Below are 13,859 nucleotides of genomic sequence, written 5' to 3' on the forward strand. Positions count from 1 at the left end.
TGTTCGGCTTGTTATTGCTAACAAGTCGTTTTGGTCACTTCACCAGACATTGAAAATCAAAAATTAATTTTGATGGTCGATGTTGTGAGTGCCCACACAGATTGCTTGATTCAAATTGTTAAAGAGCGTCACGCTTATCGCGTTGAGGAGGCGCATATTACGCTCCTCACTTCGAAAGTCAAGCGATTGTTTTCGCTTTTCTTTCGGCGCCTACTTCACGAGGAAGCTGGCTCATCAGTCCGGCGTGTTCTGCCGTGCTGGTAGGGGCGCATTATAGGGAGCCAGAGCGCGATGACAAGGGAAAATATGCAGAAAGATCCGTTTTTCGCACTTTAGCGGTTCAAATGCCTATTTATCCAACAAAAAGCCCCGTATCAGCGGGGCTTCGGCCAGTAATGGCGCGGGTTTGCTATCTTTTTGACCAGAATTCTCGAGCAAAACTGCGCACCTTTTCCCAATCGGTGAACTCGAGGTCCTGGCTGGTGTCCGTACTGCCGCCAGTCATCTTCATGATCAGCTGAATGATGCGGGTCTGCCACCAGTTATAACGGGAGTATTGCAGCGCGCCGGCAAAGACCCCCAGCGTCTTCGGCTTCCAGGGAGAGAGGCGCAGGAACTTCTTCATATAGGCATTGGTTTGCGGCGTCTGCTTTTCAGGCTTGCGGGCGGTCAGGTTGACGCAGAAGAAGGCGGCATTGGCCACTTCCAGCTGTTCATGGTGAGCATTGATGAAGTTGAGCAGGCTGGGGTGGAAGTTGCCATAGCGAATGGAGGCACCGATCAATACCTTGGCATACTTGCTGAGATTGCACTTGGGCAGGGTATGCAGATCCTGCATCACCACGTCGCATCCTGATATTTCCTCCAGCATGGCATCCACAATTTTCCGTGTTTGCCCGTCCCGGGAAGAATAAAGCACCAAAATCTTGTCCATACCTACCTCAACTACGCCAGAATGCGGGCGTAAACAGTACCAGAAGCGTGAAAATTTCCAATCGACCAAACAACATGGCGACAATCAGTATCCACTGCGCCGTTGCCGAGATCTTGCCGAAGTTGGCGGAGACCTCCCCCAGCCCGGGCCCCACGTTGGTGAAGGCGGCCGCCACGGCAGAGAAGGCCGTCACCTCGTTCAGCCCCGTCATCAGCAATAGCAGCATAAAGATGAAGAACAGGATGATGTAGGTGGCGAAGTAGCCCCACACCGCCTCGACGATCCGCTCCGGTACCGCGCGGCGCCCCAATTTCAGGGTGTAAATGGCACGCGGGTGCACCAGCCGCTTGAGCTCACGCATCCCCTGCAGGAACAGGATCATGAAGCGCATCACCTTGATGCCGCCCCCGGTGCTGCCAGCACAACAGCCTATAAAGGCGGAGAACATCAGCAGCATGGGCAGGAAGGAGGGCCAATCCGCGTAGCTGGTCGTGCTGTATCCCGTGGTCGTGCCGAGGGATACCGCCTGGAACAGACCGTGGTTGAGCGCCTCCTGCCAGGTGGCGTAGTGACCGTGGAACAACAGGGAGACGAAGCAGATCAGTATCAGCACGCCCTGGATCCCCAGAAACACCTTGAGCTCGGAGTCGTGCAGATAACTGCTCAACCGCACCGGCTTGTGGGCAAACACCATGAAGTGCAGGGCGAAGTTGACGCTGGCCAGCAACAGGAACACCACTGTGATCAGGTTGATGGCCGGGCTGTTGAAGAAGCCGATGCTGGCGTCATGAGTCGAGAAGCCGCCCACCGACAGGGTGGAGAAGGAGTGGCAGATGGCGTCGAACAGGCTCATCCCGGCCATCCAGTAGGCCAGGGCGCAGAGAGAGGTCAGCAACAGGTAGATGAACCAGAGCGCCTTGGCCGTCTCGGCGATGCGGGGAGTGACCTTGTTGTCCTTGACCGGCCCCGGGATCTCGGCACGGTAGAGCTGCATGCCCCCGATGCCGAGCAGCGGCAGTATGGCGACCGCCAGCACTATGATCCCCATGCCCCCCAGCCACTGCAGCAGCTGACGATAGAAGAGGAAGGCCTTGGGCAGGTTGTCCAGCCCGGTCAAGACGGTGGCGCCCGTGGTGGTCAGGCCGGAGAACGACTCGAAGAAGGCCTCGGAGACCGACATGCCGGGCACCTCGCCCAGCAAAAATGGCAAGGCCCCCACGCTGCCCAGCACGACCCAGAACAGCACCACTATGAGAAAGCCTTCCTTGGATCTGAGGTCTTTCTTCTGGTGACGGTTGGGGAACCAGAGCATGGCACCGAGCAGCAGCGCGATGAAGAAGGAATTTACAAACTCGGCACCGCCGCCATCACGATACGCAAAAGCGACCAGCGCGGGCAGCAGCATGGTCGAACTGAACAGCGCGACCAGCAGGCCAACGATACGGATGATGCTCAGAACTTGCATTCTGGCTCCCTCTTCAGACTAAAAGAGCGATGGATTCTAGCCATCTAAGGGACGAAGAGATACCCGGCCATGGGTTCTATCGGTCAATTCCTGGGCCACCTGGCTCCAGATAACGGTATCCCAAGCAATGTTCAGACGGACCAGCTGACCATAATCGGCGGCCAGCAACTGGCCCTGATGAGCGCCGATCAGGGTCTCTACCACGCCCATATCGGCATAGTCGCAGCAGATAAGAGAAGGAGTTTGCTGGCGCTTGACTCGGGTCTCGAGCAACTTGAGCGCCGCACCGACACCACCGCCATAGGCCTTGACCAGGCCGCCGGTACCCAGCAGCACGCCACCGTAGTAACGCACCACCACGGCGGCGATCTCGCCAAGCCCCGCGCCCATCAGCTGGGCCAGCATGGGTTTGCCCGCCGTGCCAGAGGGTTCGCCGTCATCGCTGAAGCCATAGACCTGGCTGTCCTGGGGGGCTCCGGCGACGAAGGCCCAGCAATGATGCCGGGCCGTCGGGTGTTGCCGTTTGACTTCGTTTATCCAGGCTTTGGCGGCCGCCACCGTCGGAGCATGCGCGACCAGGGTGATAAAGCGACTCTTCTTGATCTCCTCGGTCAACTCCAGCGGCGCGGCGGGAATGCCATAGTCTGCAACCATCAGAGCCCTGCTTGCCGGGTCAGATTCTCCACCCCGTCCCCATGCAGCACGACGTTGTCCTCGATGCGGATGCCACCGAAGGGACGCAGCCCTTCTACTTTATTCCAGTTGACGCGCTTGCCCTGCTCGCTCTGACGCAGTGGCTCCAGCAGGCTGTCGATGAAGTAGAGCCCAGGCTCGATGGTGAACACCTGGCCCACCTCCATCACCCGGGTGCAACGCAGGTAGGGGAACGGCTCGGGGGCAGGCAGATGAGTGCCACGCTCGTCCTGCATGAAGCCGCCTGCATCGTGTACCTGCAGGCCGAGGAAGTGGCCGAGCCCGTGGGGGAAGAAGGCGTTGGTCACGCCGGTGTGGATCATCTCGTCTACCGACATGTCCACCAGTTCGACCGATTGCAGCAGCCGCGCCAGTCTGTGATGCATCTGCAGGTGCAGCTCGCTGTAACGGCGGCCCGGTTTGATCTCCTCGATGATCTGCTGCTGTTGCGCATCCAGCGCCGCGATCAGATCGGCAAACTCGCCACGGCGCCAGGCCCAGGTACGAGTGATGTCGGAGGCATAGCCGTGATAATCCACCCCGGCATCGATCAGGAAGGAGTGACGCTCCGCATCCGGCACCCGCTGAGTGGAAAGCTGGGTGTAATGGAGGATGGCTGCATTGCGGTTGATGGCAATGATGTTGCCATAAGGCGCCTCATTGGCCCCCTGCCCGACCGCCTTCATGTAGGCCAGGTTGATCTCGAACTCGCTCGCCCCCGCCATGAAGGCGTCTTTGGCCGCGATGTGACCACGCACGCCGATGCGGTTTGCTTCCCGCAGGCATTCGAGCTCATAAGCGGTCTTGTAGGCACGGTGGTAATGCAGGTAGTTGAGCACCGCCTCCGGATTGGGTTGACCCAGCCCCAACAGTTCGCCCACCTCGAGATGGCCCCCCAGATAGGCCCACTCCTGCTTGTCGGCGGGCAGGTGATCCGCCACCTGCTCCGGCCTCGTCAGGAAGCGGATGTCGAAGAAATCGACCCAGAAAGCATTGGGCAGGTCCGCGACCTTGTGCCAGAAATCCACCGGCCGGTAGAACAGCAGCACCGGCTTGCTCACCCCATCCACCAGCAGCCAGCAATGGGGATTGTCCAGCACCGGCAACCAGGCCTTGAAGTGTGGATTGACCTTGAAGGGGTAATCCTGATCGTCGAGGAAGATGCGGTGGGTCTGGCCCGAATGAATGGCCAAGCCGCCGAGCCCCTGCTGTTGCAGTATGTCGCGGGTGCGTTGCTGTAGGGTGTCGAGGTGCTGGGCAAAAAGTTGACTGTAACTGCTCATGGCGTCCTGCTCCGGGCAAATGTGGCTTCAGCATAACATCAAGCGAATTCTGGCTCGAACCGTCAAGCTGTCGCTTCGTGAGGTAACGCATAGGTTACAAGGATTTTGTTATGAAACAAAAACCAACCATTAACAAATAAAGAACAATTAAATACACTGCCAGCAGATATAAGCAGTCAGGAACAATTCATGCACAACCTTTGCCTGTGGCAGCCGGATCAGGACAGGATGCAAGGCTCCAACCTCCATCAGTTCATGGCCGAGGTCAACCACTTCCACGACCTGCAGCTGCGCAGCTATGCCGACCTGTACCAATGGTCGGTGGAGAAGACCACCCGCTTCTGGCCGCTGGTGTGGCAGCACTGTGGCGTCAAGGGCGAGCTGGGCAACATAGTGGCGGAGAACCGCCAGGAGATGCAGCGTGCCCGCTGGTTCCCCGACAGCCGGCTCAACTTCGCCGAGAACCTGTTGCGCCGCCAGGACGAGAGCCCGGCCATCATCTCCCGCATCGAGGGAGGGGTGAGCCAGACCCTGAGCTGGGCCGAGCTAGGGGCGCGTGTCGCCCGCCTGAGCCAGTGGTTGCGTGCGCAGGGCATAGGCCGCGGCGATGTGGTCGCCGCCTATCTGCCCAATATTCCGGAGGCCGTGATCGCCATGCTGGCTACCACCAGTCTGGGGGCGGTCTGGACCTCCACCAGCCCCGACTTTGGCGAGGCCAGCGTGGTGGAGCGCTTCGGTCAGACCCGGCCCCGGGTGCTGTTCGCGGTGGACGGTTATCGTTACAACGGCAAGGGGATCGACATTCAAGCCAAGGTGGCCAGCGTGATCGGCCAGATCGACAGCATAGAGCAGACGGTGATGATCCCGCTGCTCGGCCATCCCCTGCTGCTCGGCCAGGATTGGCAACAGATCCTGGCCAGCCAGCCCGACGCCAGCCTCAGCTTCGAACCCATGGGCTTCAACGATCCGCTCTACATCCTCTATTCGTCAGGCACCACCGGCAAACCCAAGTGCATAGTCCACGGCATCGGCGGCACCCTGCTGCAGCACCTCAAGGAGCATCAGCTGCACTGCGACGTCAAGCCGGGGGAGCGGGTGTTCTACTTCACCACCTGCGGCTGGATGATGTGGAACTGGCTGGTGAGCGCGCTCGCCTCCGGCGCCACTCTGGTGCTCTACGACGGATCTCCCTTCTACCCGGACGGCAACGTACTCTGGGATCTGGCCCGCGACGAACAGGTCAGCCTGTTTGGCACCTCCGCCAAGTACCTGGATGCCTTGCACAAGCAGGGTTATGCCCCGATCAAGACCCATGAGCTGCCGGCCCTGCGGCTGATCTGCAGCACCGGCTCAGTGCTCTCGCCGGAGGGGTTCGACTATGTCTATCAGGGGATCAAAAAAGATGTACATCTCAGCTCCATCTCCGGCGGCACCGACATCTGCTCCTGCTTCGTCATCGGCAACCCCTTGAGCCCTGTCTATCGCGGCGAGAGCCAGGGCCGTGGTCTGGGGCTGGCGGTGCAGGTGTTCAACGAGGCGGGCCAGCCGGTGCAGGGCGAGAAGGGGGAGCTGGTCTGCACCAAGCCGTTCCCGGCCCAGCCAATCTACTTCTGGGGCGACGAGAACGGCGACAAGTATCACGCCGCCTACTTCGATCGCTTCGACAACATCTGGTGCCACGGCGACTGGATCGAGCTGACCGACACCGGCGGCGTCCTCTTCTATGGCCGCTCCGATGCCACCCTCAACCCGGGTGGCGTCCGCATCGGCACCAGCGAGATCTACCGCTACGTGGAGCTGCTGGACGAGGTGGAGGAGAGCATCGTCATCGGCCAGCAGTGGCAGCAGGACGAACGGGTGGTGCTGTTCGTCAAGCTCAGAGCCGGGCTGCGGCTCGATGAGCTGCTGCGTGAGCGCATCCGCCAGCAGATCCGCCAGCACTGCACCGCCCGCCATGTGCCTGCCCGCATCCTGCAGGTGGATGCCATTCCCCGTACCAAGTCCGGCAAGATAGTGGAGCTGGCGGTGCGCGAGGTGGTCCACAACAGACCCGTCAACAACACCCATGCCCTCGCCGATCCCGAGGTATTGAACCAGTACCGTGACCGGCCGGAGCTGGCCAGCTGAGCCAAACAAGCAGAATAAAGGCGCCTCCTGGCGCCTTTATTCTGTCTCATCACCCAGAACGAGTTTTTACTCGAGATCTGTTAAACAATTGTTTTAAATAGGTGTTGAAATTGTCTTATTTTGGATCAATAGTGAGCCTCGCCCCCTGCTGGGGAGAAAGGAGCAAAGCCCCCCACCGCGTGGGAACAAGGAGACACTCTCATGATCTACCAAGGCGAAACCCTGTCGGTCAGCTACCTCGAACACGGCATTGCCGAGCTGAGGTTTGATGCCCCGGGTTCAGTCAACAAGCTGGATCGCGCTACCCTGCTCTCGCTGAGCGAAGCGATCGCCGCATTAAAACAAGAACGTGAACTAAAAGGTCTGATCCTCACCTCCGGCAAAGACGCTTTCATCGTCGGCGCCGACATCACCGAATTCCTGGAACTGTTCGATCTGCCGCAAGAAGACTTGCTCGGCTGGCTGAAGAAAGCCAACGACATCTTCAGCGCCATCGAAGATCTGCCGGTCCCGACCCTGTCCGCCATCAAGGGCCACGCTCTGGGCGGCGGCTGCGAAACCATACTGTCCACCGATTTCCGTCTGGCCGACAGCAGCGCCAGGATTGGCCTGCCAGAGACCAAACTCGGCATCATGCCGGGCTTTGGCGGCACAGTCCGCCTGCCGCGGGTGATCGGTGCCGACAACGCGCTGGAGTGGATCACCACCGGCAAGGATGTCCGTGCCGATGATGCCCTCAAGGTGGGTGCCATCGATGCCGTGGTCGCCCCGGATGCCCTGCACGGCGCCGCCGTGCAGATGATGAGAGACGCCATCGCGGGCAAGCTGGACTGGCAGGGCCGTCGCGCCGCCAAGAAGGCCCCGCTGCGCCTCTCCAAGCTGGAAGCCATGATGAGCTTCAGCACCGCCGCCGGCATGGTTGCCGCCGTTGCGGGCAAGCACTATCCGGCCCCGATGATGGCGGTGAAGACGGTCGAGGCCGCCGCCGGCATGAGCCGCGACGAGGCCCTCGTTGTCGAGGCGCAAGGCTTCATCAAGCTCGCCAAGACCGACGTGGCCAAGGCGCTGGTCGGCATCTTCCTGAACGATCAGCACATCAAGGCGCTGGCCAAGAAGGCGGCCAAGCAGGCAGCCAAGGCCACTAGCCACGCCGCCGTACTGGGTGCCGGCATCATGGGGGGCGGCATCGCCTACCAGTCCGCCAGCAAGGGCATTCCGGCGGTGATGAAGGACATCAACGAGAAGGCGCTGGCGCTTGGCATGGGCGAAGCCACCAAGCTGCTCAACGGCCAGCTCGAGAAGGGCCGCATCGACGGCATCAAGATGGGCCAGGTGCTCTCCGCCATCACCCCGACCCTCAGCTATGACAGCGTCAAGCACGTGGATCTGGTGGTCGAAGCCGTAGTCGAGAATCCCAAGGTGAAGGCCGCCGTGCTGGGTGAAGTGGAAGCCGTTATCGGCGACGACGCCGTGCTCGCCAGCAACACCTCCACCATTCCCATCTCCCTGCTGGCCAAGGGGCTGAAGCGCCCCGAGAACTTCTGCGGCATGCACTTCTTCAACCCGGTGCACCGCATGCCCCTGGTGGAGATCATCCGCGGCGAGCAGACGTCGGACGACACCATCAACCGCGTGGTGGCCTATGCCGCCGCCATGGGCAAGTCCCCGGTCGTGGTCAACGACTGCCCGGGCTTCTTCGTCAACCGCGTGCTGTTCCCCTACTTCTTCGGCTTCAACCAGCTGGTCGCCGATGGCGCCGACTTCGCCGCGGTCGACAAGGTGATGGAGAAAGAGTTCGGCTGGCCCATGGGCCCAGCCTACCTGCTGGACGTGGTCGGCATCGACACCGGTCACCATGCCGGTGACGTCATGGCGCAGGGTTTCCCGGCGCGCATGAGCAAGACCAGCCGCACCGCCATCGATGTGATGTATGACGCCAGCCGCTTCGGTCAGAAGAATGGCAAGGGTTTCTACGCCTACGAGCAGGACAAGAAGGGCAAGCCGAAGAAGGTGGCCGATGTGGCCGCTTACGAGCTGCTGGCCCCCATTGCCAAGCCGAAACAGGATTACGACAAGGACGCCATCATAGCCCGCATGATGATCCCCATGATCAACGAGGTGGTGCTCTGCCTGGAGGAAGGCATAGTCGCCACCCCGGCGGAAGCGGACATCGCGCTGGTCTATGGGCTGGGCTTCCCTCCCTTCCGTGGTGGCGTGTTCCGCTATCTGGACACCATAGGTCTGGATCGTTACGTGGCCATGGCCGACCAGTATGCCGACCTGGGCCCGCTCTACCACGTCAGCGACAAGCTGCGCGAGATGGCCGCCCAGGGCAAAACCTTCTACTGATTGCGGAAAGGAGATCCATTCATGAAAGACGTAGTCATTGTCGACTGTATCCGGACCCCCATGGGCCGGTCCAAGGGCGGCGCCTTCCGCAACGTGCGTGCAGAAGATCTGTCCGCGCACCTGATGAGCTCCATCCTGCTGCGCAACCCCAACCTCGACCCGAACGAGATCGAGGACATCTACTGGGGCTGCGTGCAGCAGACCCTGGAGCAGGGCTTCAACATAGCCCGCAACGCCGCCCTGCTGGCCGGTATTCCGAAGCAGGTGGGGGCGGTCACCGTCAACCGTCTGTGCGGATCCTCCATGCAGGCGCTGCACGATGCCTCCCGCGCCATTCAGGTGGGTGATGGTGACATCTTCATCATCGGCGGCGTCGAGCACATGGGCCACGTGCCCATGAGCCACGGCGTCGACTTCCACCCCGGCATGGCCAAAACGGTGGCCAAGGCCTCCGGCATGATGGGGCTGACCGCCGAGATGCTGGGCAAGCTGCACGGCATCAGCCGTCAGCAGCAGGACGAGTTTGCCGCCCGCTCCCACCGCCGCGCCCATGCCGCCACCCTGGAAGGACGCTTCGCCAGGGAGATCGTCGGGCTGGAAGGCCATGACGCCAGCGGCGCCCGCTTCTTCTACGACTACGACGAGGTGATCCGGCCTGAGACCACGGTCGAGACCCTGGGCCAGCTGCGCCCGGTGTTCGACCCGGTCAACGGCACCGTCACCGCCGGCACCTCCTCGGCCCTGTCCGACGGCGCCGCCGCCATGCTGGTGATGAGCGCGGATCGGGCCAAGGCGCTGGGGCTGACCCCCCGCGCCAGGGTGCGGGCCATGGCCATCGCCGGCTGCGACGCCGCCATCATGGGTTACGGTCCGGTGCCCGCCACCCAGAAGGCGCTCAAGCGGGCCGGTCTGACCGTCGGCGACATCGACCTGTTCGAGTTGAACGAGGCCTTCGCCGCCCAATCCCTGCCCTGCGTCAAGGATCTGGGGCTGCAGGATCTGGTGGACGAGAAGGTGAACCTGAACGGTGGCGCCATCGCCCTGGGCCACCCGCTCGGCTGCTCCGGTGCCCGCATCTCCACCACCCTGATCAACCTGATGGAAGAGAAGGATGCCACCCTGGGGGTCGCGACCATGTGTATCGGTCTGGGCCAGGGCATCGCCACCGTGTTCGAGCGGGTGTGATGAACTGAAAGTCGCTGATCCGGCCATCTCGGCTAGATCAGGGTATCGCCCGCACTCGTGGGTGAGGGCGATACCGAATTGTCTGCTGTGGGGTCGGCCTGACCGACCCGTCATCGAGTCTGTGGAGATCGCCACACGGGGTGATCTCTTGCCGTCGGAATCTGCGTGTTGGCCGCCCCGTTTGGGTCGGCCTTTTTTCTTCTCAACCCCGGATCTGGGGCTATATTGCCCATAACCTCACATTAGGAGGGGGGCTTGCTTGCTTTTTGCCCCCTCGACAGGTTCAATCTGCACAAAAAAATGGGTGGATGCACATACATATGTCAACGAGCAAACAATTGCTGATCGTCGACGACGACCAAGAGATCCGCGAGCTGCTCAACGAATACCTGAGCCGGGCCGGCTTTCAGGTATTGACGGCGGCAGGAGGCGACGAGATGCGTCAGCAACTCGCCCAGCACAGCCCGGACCTGATCATTCTGGACATCATGATGCCCGGCGACGACGGCTTTACCCTCTGCCAGCAGATCCGTCGCGACTCTCAGGTGCCCATCATCATGCTGACCGCCGCCTCCGATGAGGCGGATCGGGTGATCGGCCTCGAACTCGGCGCCGATGACTACATCGCCAAGCCGTTCAGCCCGCGCGAGCTGCAGGCCCGCATCAAGGCGCTGCTGCGCCGGGCCGAGTTCCGCCAGCCGGAAAAAGAGAAGGAGCCGAGTCGTCGCCTGCGCTTCGCCGACTGGACCCTGGACACCCTGAGCCATCAGCTGACCCACGACGACGGCAGCCTGCTGGATCTCTCCGGCAGCGATGCCCTGCTGCTCGGCATGTTCCTGCAGCAGCCCGGCGTGGTGCTGGACAGGGACACCATCTCCGATGCCACCCGTGGCCGCGAGAGCCTGCCGATGGAACGCGGCATAGACGTGCAGATCAGCCGCCTGCGCCAGAAGCTCGGTGACAACGGCAAGAGCCCGCGCATCATCAAGACCATACGGGGCAGCGGCTACATGCTGATCGCCGAAGTCCACGAGATCCCATGAAAGACCAGACGTTCTGGCAGGCGCAGCCCCATAGCAGCAGCTACCCGCTGATCGACAAGAGGCACGAGATCCCATGAAAGGCCGGCGGTTCTGGCAGGCGCTGGTGCCCCGTTCCCTGCTGTCGCGGATGCTGTTGCTGTTGCTGCTCGCCATCCTGCTCTCCCAGACCATACTCACCGGCATCTGGATGCAGCAGATCCAGAAGCGGGAGCTGGAAGGCATGCTCAGCACCACCCGCAACCTGGCGCTGTCGGCCGCCTCCACCGTCAACTTCTTCAAGTCCCTGCCGCTGCAGTACCGCCATATCGCACTGGACCAGCTGCGCAACATGGGGGGCAGCCGCTTCTTCGTGTCGCTGAACGAGGAGGAGATCCACATCAGCGCCATCCCGGACAGCGAGCGCAAAACGCTGGTGCTGAAGGAGGTGGAGGAGGTGCTCGCCCGCAAGCTCTCCGACGCCATGGCCATCAAGGTGGACTTCTCCCGTCCGGAAGAGCTGCACGTCTTCAACAACGACACCCTGCTGGCGGATCTGCCCTCCTCCTGGGCCCGCTACACCCTCTCCCTCGAACCCATCAATCCCCCGGTGCTGGTGACCCAGATCGAGATAGAACCGGGGGAGTGGCTCTACCTGGCGGCCCTGCTGCCCGCCCCCTACATGACGCTCGACGATACCGTGATGCCGAGCAACCAGGTACGCTTCATCGCCCTGATGACGGTGTTCCTCTGCTTCTTCACCTTCCTGCTGGTGCGCTGGCAGACCCGGCCGCTGCGCCGGCTCGCCAAGGCGGCGGTCAATCTCGGCAAGGACATCGACCAGCCCCCCCTCAAGGAGGAAGGGGCCTCCGAAATAGTGGCGGCAACCCGCGCCTTCAACATCATGCAGCAGCGTATCCGCCGCTTCATCGATGACAGGGAGCGACTGTTCAGCTCCATCTCCCACGATCTCAAGACCCCCATCACCCGGCTGCGGCTGCGGGTCGAGCTGCTCGACAACGAGACCCAGATCGGCAAGTTCAACAAGGATCTCGACGAGCTGGAGCTGATGGTGAAAGGGGCGCTGCAGACGGTCAAGGAGACCGACATTCACGAGAACCTCGAGCAGATCGACGTCAACGCCCTGCTGGAGCAGATGGCGGAGTCCATGAACCTGCACCAGGACCTGCTCATCATCGAGGGGCACTGCAAGTGGCCCTACCGCGGCAAGTTGCTGGCACTCAAGCGCTGCATCGGCAACCTGGTGGACAATGGCATCAAGTACGGCCAGCGCGTGCGCATCATCGTCATGGATGACGAGGAGATGCTGATCCTGTTCATCATGGACGAGGGTCAGGGCCTGCCGGAAGATCAGCTCGAACGCATCTTCGAGCCCTATTACCGCTTGAGCACGGACGCTGCCGGCACCGGCCTCGGCCTCGGCATCGCCCGCAACATAGCCCACGCCCACGGCGGCGATCTGGTGCTGGAAAATCGCCCCCAGGGTGGCCTGCAGGCCACCCTCTCCCTACCAAGGCAGTAACCTTATGAAGTGGTTGTCTTTTTCTGTCATTGCCCTGTTGTCCCTTCCCGTCGGTGCCGCTCAGGTGGAGGTGTTGCACTGGTGGACCTCCGGCGGCGAGGCCAAGGCGGTAGAGGTGCTCAAGTCGGAGTGGGCCGAGCGCGGCAACCAGTGGAACGACTTCGCGGTGCAGGGGGGCGGCGGCAAGAGTGCCATGACGGTGCTCAAGAGCCGGGCACTGGCGGCCAATCCACCGGAGGCGGCCCACCTCAAGGGCTATGAATTGCACGAGTGGGCCGGGCTCGGCTTCCTGCGCGACCTCAGCCCCATGGCCGAACACCTCGGCTGGTACCCGCAGCTCTCCCCCATGGTGCGCGAAACCCTCAGCCAGAACGGCGCCCTGATGGCGGTGCCGACCGGCATCCACAGAGTCAACTGGCTGTGGCTCAACCGCAAGGTGTTCGAGCGGCTGGGACTGCAACCGCCGACCGACTGGAAACAGTTCATGGCGGTGGCGGAGAAGATCAAGGCCGAGGGGGTGGCACCGCTCGCCATCGGCAACGAGCCCTGGCAGCTGGCGGTGCTGTTCGAAACGGTAGCGCTGGGGGAAGGGGGCAAGGCCTTCTATCGCAAGGCCTTCCTGGAGCAGGACGAGGCCACCCTGACCGGGCCCGACATGGTGCGGGTGCTGACCCGCTTCCGCCAGTTGCGTGGCTTTGTGCCCGAGAAATACGCCGGGCTGAAGTGGCACCAGGCCACCAACCTGCTGGAGAGCGGCGGCGCCGCCATGCAGATCATGGGGGACTGGGTGAAGGGGGAGCTGAGTGCCGGCAACTACCGACCCGGGGAGGATATCGAATGCCTGCCGAGCCCGGGCAGCCAGGGCCTGTTCAGTTACAACCTGGACTCCATCGCCATGTTCAAGCAGCGGGATCCCGCCCAGCTTCAGGCCCAGGGCGAGCTGGCCCAGTTGCTGATGACGCCGAAGTTCCAGGAGGAGTTCAACCGGGTGAAGGGCTCCATCCCCGCGCTCACCAAGCCGGACATGAGCAAGTTCGATCGCTGCGCCATCCGCTCCTATCAGGACTTCCAGCTGGCGGAGCGAGACGGCAACCTGCTGCCCAGCATGGCGGAGGGGATGGCCGTGCCAACCAACATGCGCCAGGCGATCATGGATGTGCTGAGCAGCTTCTTCAACGACACCCGGGCCAACCCCGAGCAAACGGCGCTGCAACTGGAGCGCGCCATGCGCTCGACCCGCTCCGGCGCCGAGCAGAAATAA

At 62.0% G+C, this 13,859-nt stretch carries 10 protein-coding genes; 6 read left to right on the forward strand and 4 right to left on the reverse strand.

Annotated features, from left to right (window positions below; genetic code table 11):
• Positions 1–409 precede the first annotated feature (409 nt).
• Genes hemG through pepQ form a run of 4 tightly spaced genes read right to left on the reverse strand, consistent with a single transcriptional unit; the run spans position 410 to position 4,375 of the window.
• Positions 410–934: a menaquinone-dependent protoporphyrinogen IX dehydrogenase gene (gene hemG, locus MM194_RS15250; protein ID WP_241344030.1), complete on the reverse strand. Its 525-nt coding sequence runs from the start codon at positions 932–934 to the stop codon at positions 410–412.
• Between the two features lie 7 nt (positions 935–941).
• Entirely contained in the window at positions 942–2,399 is a 1,458-nt protein-coding gene (locus tag MM194_RS15255) for a TrkH family potassium uptake protein (protein WP_042642617.1), read from the reverse strand.
• Between the two features lie 36 nt (positions 2,400–2,435).
• Positions 2,436–3,053: a YigZ family protein gene (locus MM194_RS15260; RefSeq protein WP_241344031.1), complete on the reverse strand. Its 618-nt coding sequence runs from the start codon at positions 3,051–3,053 to the stop codon at positions 2,436–2,438.
• Complete coding sequence (gene pepQ / locus MM194_RS15265; RefSeq protein ID WP_241344032.1) at positions 3,053–4,375, reverse strand: Xaa-Pro dipeptidase; 1,323 nt, start codon at positions 4,373–4,375, stop codon at positions 3,053–3,055. Before pepQ ends, MM194_RS15260 begins: the two co-directional genes overlap by 1 nt.
• Before the next feature lie 189 nt (positions 4,376–4,564).
• Here pepQ and MM194_RS15270 point away from each other — a divergent pair, with 189 nt between their 5' ends.
• The 6 genes from MM194_RS15270 (at position 4,565) to MM194_RS15295 (ending at position 13,859) form a co-directional block, all read left to right on the forward strand.
• The gene (locus MM194_RS15270) at positions 4,565–6,502 is read left to right on the forward strand and encodes an acetoacetate--CoA ligase (RefSeq protein ID WP_241344033.1); all 1,938 of its coding nucleotides are present in this window, start codon (positions 4,565–4,567) and stop codon (positions 6,500–6,502) included.
• Positions 6,503–6,703: 201 nt separating this feature from the next.
• On the forward strand, positions 6,704–8,851 hold the full coding sequence (gene fadB, locus MM194_RS15275; protein WP_241344034.1) for a fatty acid oxidation complex subunit alpha FadB: 2,148 nt from the start codon (positions 6,704–6,706) through the stop codon (positions 8,849–8,851).
• Positions 8,852–10,036, forward strand: a complete 1,185-nt coding sequence (fadA, locus tag MM194_RS15280) for an acetyl-CoA C-acyltransferase FadA (protein ID WP_218389862.1) — start codon at positions 8,852–8,854, stop codon at positions 10,034–10,036. It begins immediately after the preceding gene.
• A 320-nt stretch (positions 10,037–10,356) separates the two neighbouring features.
• Positions 10,357–11,079, forward strand: coding sequence for a response regulator transcription factor (locus MM194_RS15285; protein WP_033132551.1), 723 nt, complete (start codon positions 10,357–10,359; stop codon positions 11,077–11,079).
• Positions 11,080–11,152: 73 nt separating this feature from the next.
• On the forward strand, positions 11,153–12,598 hold the full coding sequence (locus MM194_RS15290) for an ATP-binding protein (RefSeq protein ID WP_241344035.1): 1,446 nt from the start codon (positions 11,153–11,155) through the stop codon (positions 12,596–12,598).
• Positions 12,599–12,602: 4 nt separating this feature from the next.
• On the forward strand, positions 12,603–13,859 hold the full coding sequence (locus MM194_RS15295) for an ABC transporter substrate-binding protein (protein ID WP_033132549.1): 1,257 nt from the start codon (positions 12,603–12,605) through the stop codon (positions 13,857–13,859).

It is taken from the genome of Aeromonas sp. MR16 (assembly GCF_022549315.1).
GTDB lineage: Bacteria > Pseudomonadota > Gammaproteobacteria > Enterobacterales > Aeromonadaceae > Aeromonas > Aeromonas aquatica.

Excerpts from the sequence above, each read along its gene's own strand:
- MM194_RS15270 (WP_241344033.1), top strand. The coding sequence starts at position 4,565 with ATGCACAACCTTTGCCTGTGGCAGCCGGATCAGGACAGGATGCAAGGC.
- MM194_RS15285 (WP_033132551.1), top strand. The coding sequence starts at position 10,357 with ATGTCAACGAGCAAACAATTGCTGATCGTCGACGACGACCAAGAGATC.
- MM194_RS15295 (WP_033132549.1), top strand. The coding sequence starts at position 12,603 with ATGAAGTGGTTGTCTTTTTCTGTCATTGCCCTGTTGTCCCTTCCCGTC.
- MM194_RS15255 (WP_042642617.1), bottom strand. The coding sequence starts at position 2,399 with ATGCAAGTTCTGAGCATCATCCGTATCGTTGGCCTGCTGGTCGCGCTG.
- pepQ (WP_241344032.1), bottom strand. The coding sequence starts at position 4,375 with ATGAGCAGTTACAGTCAACTTTTTGCCCAGCACCTCGACACCCTACAG.
- hemG (WP_241344030.1), bottom strand. The coding sequence starts at position 934 with ATGGACAAGATTTTGGTGCTTTATTCTTCCCGGGACGGGCAAACACGG.
- fadB (WP_241344034.1), top strand. The coding sequence starts at position 6,704 with ATGATCTACCAAGGCGAAACCCTGTCGGTCAGCTACCTCGAACACGGC.
- MM194_RS15290 (WP_241344035.1), top strand. The coding sequence starts at position 11,153 with ATGAAAGGCCGGCGGTTCTGGCAGGCGCTGGTGCCCCGTTCCCTGCTG.
- MM194_RS15260 (WP_241344031.1), bottom strand. The coding sequence starts at position 3,053 with ATGGTTGCAGACTATGGCATTCCCGCCGCGCCGCTGGAGTTGACCGAG.